Annotated in this window: 6 protein-coding genes; all 6 read right to left on the reverse strand. The window is 75.4% G+C overall.

Annotated elements, in window-relative coordinates:
• Nucleotides 1-6: 6 nt before the first annotated feature.
• The 6 genes from ACFYNX_RS14390 to ACFYNX_RS14415 all read right to left on the reverse strand — a co-directional run bounded on the left by ACFYNX_RS14390 (nucleotide 7) and on the right by ACFYNX_RS14415 (nucleotide 9252).
• Nucleotides 7-1605, reverse strand: coding sequence for an MFS transporter (locus ACFYNX_RS14390; protein ID WP_388661495.1), 1599 nt, complete (start codon nucleotides 1603-1605; stop codon nucleotides 7-9).
• On the reverse strand, nucleotides 1602-2444 hold the full coding sequence (locus tag ACFYNX_RS14395) for a thioesterase domain-containing protein (RefSeq protein WP_365544282.1): 843 nt from the start codon (nucleotides 2442-2444) through the stop codon (nucleotides 1602-1604). The genes ACFYNX_RS14390 and ACFYNX_RS14395 overlap by 4 nt, the downstream gene beginning before the upstream one ends.
• Nucleotides 2441-3610, reverse strand: a complete 1170-nt coding sequence (locus ACFYNX_RS14400; protein ID WP_388661498.1) for a class II histone deacetylase — start codon at nucleotides 3608-3610, stop codon at nucleotides 2441-2443. The genes ACFYNX_RS14395 and ACFYNX_RS14400 overlap by 4 nt, the downstream gene beginning before the upstream one ends.
• Nucleotides 3607-3909 (reverse strand): hypothetical protein, encoded by a 303-nt coding sequence (locus ACFYNX_RS14405; RefSeq protein ID WP_388661500.1) that lies wholly within the window; start codon nucleotides 3907-3909, stop codon nucleotides 3607-3609. Before ACFYNX_RS14405 ends, ACFYNX_RS14400 begins: the two co-directional genes overlap by 4 nt.
• Before the next feature lie 79 nt (nucleotides 3910-3988).
• A complete protein-coding gene (locus ACFYNX_RS14410) occupies nucleotides 3989-8071 on the reverse strand; it encodes a bifunctional SDR family oxidoreductase/pyridoxal phosphate-dependent aminotransferase family protein (protein WP_388661503.1) in 4083 nt (1360 codons plus the stop codon).
• Nucleotides 8068-9252, reverse strand: coding sequence for a DNA alkylation repair protein (locus ACFYNX_RS14415; RefSeq protein WP_388661506.1), 1185 nt, complete (start codon nucleotides 9250-9252; stop codon nucleotides 8068-8070). The genes ACFYNX_RS14410 and ACFYNX_RS14415 overlap by 4 nt, the downstream gene beginning before the upstream one ends.
• Nucleotides 9253-9418: the final 166 nt, after the last annotated feature.

Consider the following 9418-nt stretch of genomic DNA (forward strand, 5'->3'; position numbering starts at 1 on the left):
CTTCCGTCAGCCCTCCGCACCGACGGGCGCGGCCACGTCGGCCGGGCCCTCGGTCTCGTCGGCGCCTTCGCCCGCGCCCGTCGGGGGCAGCTTCACGACGACGGCCACCAGCACGGCCGAGGCGACCGCCACGAGCGCCCCGATGCCGCCGACGATGTTCAGGCCGTCGGTGAAGACGTCCCGCGCGGAGGCCAGCAGGCCGGAGGCCGCTTCCGCGGGCAGGCCCCGCGCGGCCTCCACGGCGCCGGCCAGCGTGTCCCCGGCGTACTCCGGAGCCCCCTCGGGGACCTTCACCCCCGCCTGGTACACGGCGGCGCCGAGGCTGCCGAGCAGCGCCACGCCCAGCGCCATGCCCAGCTCGGTGCTGGTCTCCGACAGGGCCGCCGCCCCGCCGGCCCGCTCCGGCGGGGCCGACCCGACCACGATGTCGGTGCCCAGCGCGATCAGCGGGCCGCCGCCCGCGTACACGAAGGCGAAGCCGGTCACCACCTGGGCGATGCCCGAGGAGCTGTCGGCCAGGAACAACGTCAGGTGGCCGACCGCGGAGACGGCCAGGCCGGCCGCGACCACGTACGCGGGGCGGAAGCGGCTCGCCGCCATCGGCGACACCACCGCGGTGACGATCAGCGCGAACGCCGCCGGCAGCAGCCACAGACCGGCCTTCATCGGCGTCAGGCCGCCGACGAGCTGGAGGAACTGCGTCACCATCAGGTACGTCCCGCCCGCCACGAGCATGCTGAGCAGCAGCGTCACCAGCGCGGTGCGGAACGTGGGGGTGCGGAAGAGCGCCAGGTCCATCAGCGGGCTCTCCAGGGAGCGCTGCCGGCGGACGAAGAGCACCCCGACGACCAGGCCCACGACGAGCGTGGCGACCGGCACCGCCCCGAACCCGTCGTTGGCAATCTCCTTCAGGCCGTAGATCACCGGCAGGATCGCGGCCAGCGACAGCGCGGCGCTCGTCAGGTCGAGGCCGCCGGCCTCCTCGTCGCGGTACTCCGGGAGCAGCAGCGGACCGGCCACCAGCAGCAGCGCCATGATCGGCACGCCGAGCAGGAAGACCGAGCCCCACCAGAAGTACTCCAGCATGGCGCCGCCGACCACCGGGCCGAGCGCGATGCCCACGGAGAACATCGTGACCCAGACGGCGATCGCCACACCGCGCTGCCGGGCGTCGTGGAACATGTTCATGATCAGGGCGAGCGTGGAGGGCATCAGCGTGGCCCCGGCCAGACCCATCGCCGCCCGCGCCGCGATCAGCGTGGCCGGACCGTCGGCGAAGACGGCGGCCAGCGAGGCGACGCCGAACGCCGCCGCGCCGATCAGCAGCAGCTTCCGGCGGCCGATCCGGTCGCCCAGGGTGCCCATGGTCACCAGGAAGCCCGCGATCAGGAAGCCGTAGATGTCGATGATCCACAGCATCTGGGAGGCGGAGGGGTCCAGGGCCGCGCCGATGTGCGGCACGGCGAGGTGCAGCACGCTCACGTCGATGGAGAGCAGCAGGGTCGGCAGTGCCAGGACTGCCAGCCCCAGCCACTCGCGTGGCCCTGCCTGTGCAGGGGTGTCGACGTTGGTGGTCAAGGGGGGTCCTTTCGGGGTCGTGTTCATCGGTGTCCGGCTCGGACGCCGGACAGGGGATCGGGGGGCACCGCCGCCGGGGGCGGCGCGGCGGCGGGGGCGGGGGCGGGCAGCAGGAGCGCCGCCACGGCCGCCGCGTTGGCGGGGGCGTACAGGTAGAAGTGGCCTCCGGTGAACGTCCGGTGGGCGAAGCCGCCGGAGGTCTCCAGCGACCACAGGTGCATCCGGTCGCCGATCACCACCGGGTCGTCCACCGCGCCCAGGGCGAGGATCGGGACGCGGACGCCGGAGCGGGGCCGCCGGTACGTCTCCATCGCCTCCAGGTCGGCGCGGATCGCCCGGAGCGACGGGCCGATCAGGTCGGCGCGTTCCCTCAGCCCCGGTGACATCCCGCCGATGTCCGTCAGGTGCTCCAGCAGCTCCGCGTCGGTCCGCAGGTGCGCGAAGGGCGGCTCGCTGGGGAAGCACGGCGGCTGCCGCGCCGACACGGCGAGCAGCGCCGGGGGCAGTCCCTTCGCCTCCATGGCGCGGGTCAGCTCGTACCCGAGGACGCTGCCGAAGCTGTGTCCGACGACCGCGTACGGCAGCGGCTCCAGCTCGGCCAGTTCGCGGGCGAGGGCGTCGACCATCGGCTCGACCCGGTTCACCAGCGGCTCGTTGACGCGTGCGCCCCGGCCGGGCATCTGGGCCACGACGCACTCGACGTCGTCGGGCAGCACCTGCCACCAGGAGCGGAACGCGGACGGCCACCCGCCGGCGTGCGGGAGCGCCACGAGCCGGAACCGCGGGCGGGCCCGGGGCGCGGGCCCCGGGCCGCCGGCGGCCGTACGGCGGGCGCCGCTGCCCGCCCTCATCCACCAGCCGCTCATCCGGGCCCCGCGTCCCCGGACACGGCGTGCCCGGCCGTCACGGGCCGCCCGCCGGCCGGGCGGCCGGCCAGCAGCGGGTGGTGCTCCTCCAGGTGCCGGACCACCCGCTCCTGGTGGCGCTGGAGGCGCTGCCCCGGAAGGTGCTCCAGGGAGTGCAGGAACGGGTCCTCGGGCGCCGGCAGTCCGGCGATCCCGGTGGCCGTGCCCAGCACCAGCATCGGCTGGTACCACGCCGAGTAGCCGCCCTCGTGCGCGAACACCACCCGGCCGCCGGTCAGTTCGTCGGCGAGCCGGCACATCGCCGAGGCCATGGCGTGGAAGGTCCGGCTGGTGCACATCATCCGGCCCATCGGGTCGTGGCCGCCCGCGTCCACGCCCGCCGCCACCAGGATCAGGTCGGGGGCGAAGGCGCGGGCCGCGGGCTCCACGATCCGCTCCACGACGGCCAGGTAGGCGCCGTGGCCGGAGCCGGCGGGCAGCGGCACGTTGAGCGTGCTGCCCGCCCCCGCGCCGGCGCCGGTCTCCCCGACGAGACCGGACGCGGCCGGGAACAGCCCGTCCTGGTGGACGGAGACGTACAGGACGTCGGGGTCCTCGTAGAAGGTGCGCTGGATGCCGTTGCCGTGGTGGACGTCCCAGTCGAGGATCAGCACCCGCCGCGCCCCGTGGCGCCGGGCCGCGCGGGCGGCCACCGCCAGGTTGTTGTAGAGGCACAGCGCCATCGCCCGGTCGGGTTCGGCGTGGTGGCCGGGCGGGCGCACCAGGCAGTAGGCGCGGTCGAACCGGCCGTCCAGGACGCCCGTCGCGGCCTGGACGCAGGCGCCGGCGGCGAGCCTGGCCGCCCGCGCGCTGTGGTAGTTGACGTGCGCGTACACGCCGGCGTCGCCCGCGCCGGCCGCCGAGGCGGCCTCGACCCGCTCGACGTGGCCGGGCGCGTGCACGAGGAGCAGTTCCTCGTCGGTGGCGGGCGCCGGGGTGTGGGCGGTGTAGTGGTCCATCACCCCGGTCGCCTTGACCAGCCCCTCGGCACGCCGCAGGTCGGGGTCGACCGCGAACTGCCGCAGCGGTTCGACGCCCGGCCCGACCGGCACGTATCCCGAACCGGCGCCGGGGTCGTGCCAGAAGCAGATCTCGTGGCTGAACCACGCGAGACGGGAGGCGCTCACCAGCCGGCCACTCCGAGCGAGGCGCGGCTGACGCCGGACGCCTTCTCGATGTACTGGAGGTAGTACTCGCGCTCCTCGTCGGGCGTGCGCTTGGTGCGCAGCGTCGTCTCCAGCAGGTGGAGGATCTCCTCGGCCTCGGCGGGGGTCAGGCCCCTCTCGCCGATCTCCTTCTCCAGCGCGCGGATGCGCGCCGCCGGCTCGGCCACGCCGGACGCGAACGCCGCCGGGTCGCTGCCGTTGTTGCGGGTGGAGGCGATGGTCTTCAGAACCGCTCCGAAGAACGCCGTGGTGTCGGTCATGGTCGGATCCCCCTTGCTCGCGGTGCATCGGTCGGTGCGTCGGTCGGTCGGTGTGCCGGCCGGTGGGCCGGTCCGTCGGTCAGCGGATGAGGCCGCAGGCGCGGCCGGCCTTCTCGAGCGTGACGGCCGCCGCGTCCAGGTCGGCGTCCGTGTGGCTGAGGTTGACGATCGTCCGCAGCCGGGGAAGGGTCCGCGGCACGGCCGGGTAGACGATCGGCTGGACGAAGAGCCCGTCGAGCTGGCACAGCCGCGCCATCTCCACGGCCTGGTCGGCGTCGGCGCAGACGAGGGGCACGACGGGCGTCTCGCTGGCGAGCGTGTCGAAGCCCAGGGCGTGCATCCGGTCGCGGTACCTCGTGGTCCTGGCCCGCAGTTCGCGGGTGAGGGACGGCGCCGCGGCCATCACCTCGACGGCGGCCTTGGCGGCGGCCACCTGGGCGGGCGTCGCCGCCGCCGAGAACATCCAGCCGCGCGCGTTGTTCTTCAGGGCGAAGACCAGGTCGCGCGAGCCGGCGACGTAGCCGCCCGCGCTCGGCACGGTCTTGGAGAGCGTGCCCATCTTGACGTGGACCCGGTCCGGGTCGATGCCGAAGTGCTCGGTGACGCCGCGTCCGGTGTCGCCCAGCACGCCGAGGCTGTGCGCCTCGTCGACCATGAGCGGGGCGTCGTACCGCTCGCACAGCTCCAGGATGCCGGGCAGGTCCGCCACGTCTCCGTCCATGCTGAACACCGCGTCCGTGACCACCAGGCGGCCGCCGTCGCCCGCCTTGCGCAGGGCGCGTTCGAGGTCGGCGAGGTCGTTGTGGGCGTAGGTGACGACCTTGGCGCCGGACAGCCGGTACCCGTCCAGGATGCTGGCGTGGTTGTAGACGTCGCCGATGACGGTGTCGCCGGGGCCGACGAGGGCGCCGACCGTGGCCACGTTCGCCATGTAGCCGCTGGAGAACACGATGGCGTCCTCCGCGCCGAGGAAGCGGGCGAGCGCCAGCTCCAGCTCGCGGTGCAGGTGCAGGGTGCCGGCCAGCAGCCGTACGCCGTGCGCGCCGGTCCCGTGCCGCTCGACGGCGCGCAGCGCCTGGTCGTCGATGTAGGGGTGCCCGATGAGCCCGAGGTAGCTGTACGAGGCGAAGTTCAGGAACCAGCGGCCGTCGAACTTGATGCGGGAGCCCGACGCCTCCTCGATCACCGGCTCGTAGAAGTACTCGCCCCTCGCGACGATCCCGCGGTCGTCGCCCGAGAGCGCGTCGATGCGGCGGTCGAGGAAGGTGCCGTGCGGGGCGTCGGCCAGCCGGCCGGGCAGGGTGCGGCGGGGGACGCGGGCCGCGGCGGCCGGCTCCGCGCCGGGGGCGGGCCGGGCGGCGGGCGCCGGGGCGGGGGCCGTCCGGGGGGACGCCGCCCGGGCGGGCACGGGGGCCGGGGCGGGCCGGGGCGCGGGGGCGGGCTCCGTGTCCCGGAAGCGGTCCCAGTCGGGCACGAAGCCGTCGGCGGCCCGGACGGGGGCGGGCTCCGGGAGGGACGGCCGCGCCGGGGCGCGCACGGCGCTCGCCGGGGCGGGGGCCGGGGCGGACGCGACGGGGGCCGGGGCCGACGGGGCCTCGTAGGGCGACGTGCGGGGCGCCTGCGCGGCCGGGGCCGCCGGGGCGGCGGCACGCGGCAGGCCCTCCAGGTGGGTGAGGAGCGTGCCGACCCGGGTCTGCTCGAAGAACACCATCGGGTCCACGTCGAGCCCGTCGGAGGCCAGCGAGGCGGCCAGTTCGACGGCCATCATGGAGTCGAGGCCCAGCTCCAGCAGGTCGTCCTCGGCGGAGACCGAGTCGACGTGCAGGACCTTCCGGAGGGCGAGGGTGAGTGACGGCCAGAGGCCGGCGTCGGGCGTGACAGCGGTCATGGGTGCGTCCTTCGCGTTCGCGGCGGAGAGTACGTAGTGCGCGGGCGGGCGGCCCAGGGCCGTGCGGAGCAGGGCGACGCCGTCGTCCGCGGTGAGCGCGGCGACGCCGTGCGCGGCGGCCGCGGGGGCGACGGCCTCGCCCATGCCGACCGTCCACAGGCCCCAGCCGAGGCTGTACCAGGGCAGGCCCTCGGAGCGCCGGCGGGCGGCGTAGCCGTCCAGGTAGCCGTTGGCCGCCGCGTAGGCGCTCTGGCCGAGGTTGGCCCGGACGGCCGCGATCGACGAGAACAGGACGACGAAGCCCGGGTGTTCGCCGCCCGAGACGAGGTCGGCGAGGGCGTGCGCACCGCCGACCTTGGGGCCGAGGACGGCGTCCACCCGGTCCGGCGTCAGGCTGCGGGCGAGCCCGTCGCGCAGTACGCCCGCCGCGTGGAACACCCCGTCGAAGGGGCCGGACAGCACCGTGCCGAGGGAGCGCACGTCGGCGGCGACGACGTCGAGGTCGCAGCGCCCGGCGAGCCGGTCGAGGCGCTCGCGGGCCTCGCCCCGTTCCGGGACGGTCCGCCCGACCAGGGTCAGTCGGGCGCAGCCCTCGTCCGCGAGGAACTCCGCGACGCGCAGGCCGATGCCGCCCATGCCGCCGGTGATCAGGAACCGGCCGCCCCGGTACCGCACTTCGCGGGCGGGCGCCGGTGGCGCCGGCAGCAGGAAGGGTTCGTACCAGGTGCCGTCCCGGAGGGCGAGTTCCGCGCCGTCCCGGCGCAGTGCCTCCCGGAGGGCGGCGCCGTCGTCGCCCTCCGCCTCCGCCGCCCGGCCCCGGCCGGAGCCGAGGTCGGCCAGGCGGATCCTGGTGCGGGGGTGCTCGACGCGCAGGGTGCGGCCGAGGCCCCACAGGGCCGTCATGAAGGGGTCGACGGCCTCCCCCTCGGCCACCGCGTGCGCGGTGCCGGTGACGATCAGCAGGTCGGGCATGGGCGGGCGGGAGGCGAGCCGGCGGACCAGGGCGAAGACGTCCTGGAGGGCCCGGGTCGCCGCCGCCGCGTCGTCCGCCGCGACCGGCCCGTCGGGGGCCACGTAGACGACGTCCCGCAGGACGGTGCCCTCCGGCAGGGCGTCGAGGCCCTCCTCGGCGAGCCGTTCGGGCGTCAGGTGGAGGACGGGACGGCCTTCGATCGTGCGGGCCGTGTGTGCCCTGTGTGCCGCCACCAGCAGGACGGTGCCCTCGGCGCGGGTCGCGGGGCCGGCGTCGGCCGCTTCCTCGGGGACGGTGGCCGGGGCGGTTGCCAGGGCCGGGGCGGCGGGGCCGGTGGCAGGGGCCGGGGCGGCCTCGCGCCAGACCAGGGTCTCGGTCACCGGGACCACCGCCGGTGCCCGCCCGGCCCCGGCCGGGGCGCCCCCGGCGGGCGCCGGGGCGGCGGCGCCGGTCGCGGCGGGCGCCACGGCGGCGCCGGCCGGCCGGGACGCCGCGGCGGATGCCGCGGGTCCCGCGGCCTTGAGGGTGATCCGGTCCAGTTCCAGGAGCACCTCCCCCTGCTGGTTGCAGACCACGGCCCGGCCGCGCACGACGCCCCCGGACGCGGCACCGGTGGCGGTCCCGGCGGGTTCGTCCCGCTCCACCAGGGCGATCACCGTGCCGGAGATCCGGCGGCGGGCCACCAACCGGTCGACGTACCAGGGCAGGCACGCCCCGGCCGAGCCGTCGTCGAGCATGCCGAGCGCCTGGAAGACGCTGTCGAGCAGCGGCGGCGGTACGAACGGGGGCACCGCCCCGCCGTCCGCGCCCTCCTCGGCGCGGAGCATCAGCAGCATGCGGCCGGGGCCCCGGTGCGCCGACCGGACGACCCGGTAGGCGGGCCCGTACGCGATGCCGCTCGCGTCCCGCCAGGCCGCCACGTCCGCCAGCGGGACCCGCTGCGTGCAGCCCGCCCCGAGCCCGGCCACGTCGACGTAGCGGGGCGGCGGGAGCGGCGTACCGGTCACGCGGGCGACGCTGTGCTCGACCGGCCGTTCGCCGGGCGCGGACGGCACGGAGCGGACCGCGTACCGGCCGTCCCCGGCCTCCGCCACCTCGATGCCGGCCTCGGGGCCGGGGACGGTCAGCGGCGCCTTGAACGCGAGCTGCTCCAGCCTCCACACCCGGTCGGGCCGGTCGGCGTCACCGGCGGAGAGCAGCGCGTCGATCTGCACGGCGGCGGGGACGACCGGGACGCCGCCGATCCGGTGGTCGGCGACCAGCGGGTCGGCGGCCCTGAGGGTGATCCGGCGGGCGCTCACGTGCGCAGCCCGAAGTGGCCGGTGGCCCGCACGAGGCCGTTCACCTGGATGTCGACCGCGTGCTCGCCGGGGTAGTACGTGCGCGTCTGGACCTCCCGGATCGGGTGGGACTTCTCCAGCCTGCGCTTCTCGCCGGGGCCGAGTTCGAGCGTGGTCAGCTTGAAGACCTTGGGGATGCTGCGCCCGTTCTTGCGGACGTGGTGCACCACGTAGTCGACGGCGATGCTGTGCCGGCGGTCGTCGGTGTTCTCGATGTCGAAGTCGATGACGAGGGTGTCGCCGACGGTGACCGCGTCCGGGGAGATCCGCAGCCGGGGCACGAGCACGTGCTCGCCGCCGGTCGCCCCGAGGAGGGCCAGGGCCTGCTGGTCGCCCTTCTTCACGAGGGTGCGCAGGCCGTGCTTGACGATCCAGCGGGTCTCGGGGGTGGGGCTCTCCTCCAGCCAGCGCAGCGCGGTGGCGAGCGCGACCTCGGGGTGGTCCTTGGAGATGTCGTTGAGGTTGTTGGCGACGGACTTGCGCACGTACTCGGAGGAGTCGCTGCGCAGCGGTTCGAGGATCTCCAGGACCGGGTGCGGGTCCTTGACGAAGACGGTGAGCGTGCGGTGCCAGGGCAGCCGGGAGCGGATGCCCTCGGTGGCCAGCCGGCGCACGTTGTGGCTGGGGCTGACGGCCCAGCGGGCGACGCGGGCCATCGTCAGCTCGTAGTGCTGCTCGAGGTAGGGCCGGACGGCGTACTCGCCGGTGTGCCGCTTGGTGATCTCCTCGATGGCGTCGAGGGACGGCCCGGGGTGGTCGAGGCCGTACTCCTCGACGAAGCGGGCCACCGGCATGAGGAACCAACTGGTGTTGAACATGCCCTCGCCCTCGGCGAGTTCGTCCTCGAGGATGGCGAGGAGGATCGGCACGGCCGCCGTGTAGTCCTCGGGGAGCCGCGTCCGCAGCCCCTCCGCGAGGACCATGACGCGGTCCTTCAGCTCCAGTCCGACGATGCGCTCCTCGACTTCGGCCGCATAGTCCTCCACGTCGAAGCCGGGGTGGACGGCCCGGATCCTGCCGCCGATGAGGCGGGCCGCGTCGCCGTTGAAGTGACGCTTCAGTCCGTATTCGCTAGCCATGGTGCTGGTGCCTCTCGTTCCTGTGGTGCGGGTGTTGCCCGTCTTGCGGGTCATGCGGGTCATGCGGGTCCTGCGGATGGTTCGGGATGGTGGGGTCGGGGGCGGGCGGGGGCGGGGAGACCCAGTAGCGCTGCCGGTTGAAGGGGTAGGTGGGCAGGGACGTCGTCCGATGCCCCTTGCCGGCATGCACACCAGCCCAGTCCACCGCCCCCGAACCCGATGCCGCATT

It is taken from the genome of Streptomyces sp. NPDC007872 (genome assembly GCF_042868165.1).
GTDB lineage: Bacteria > Actinomycetota > Actinomycetes > Streptomycetales > Streptomycetaceae > Streptomyces.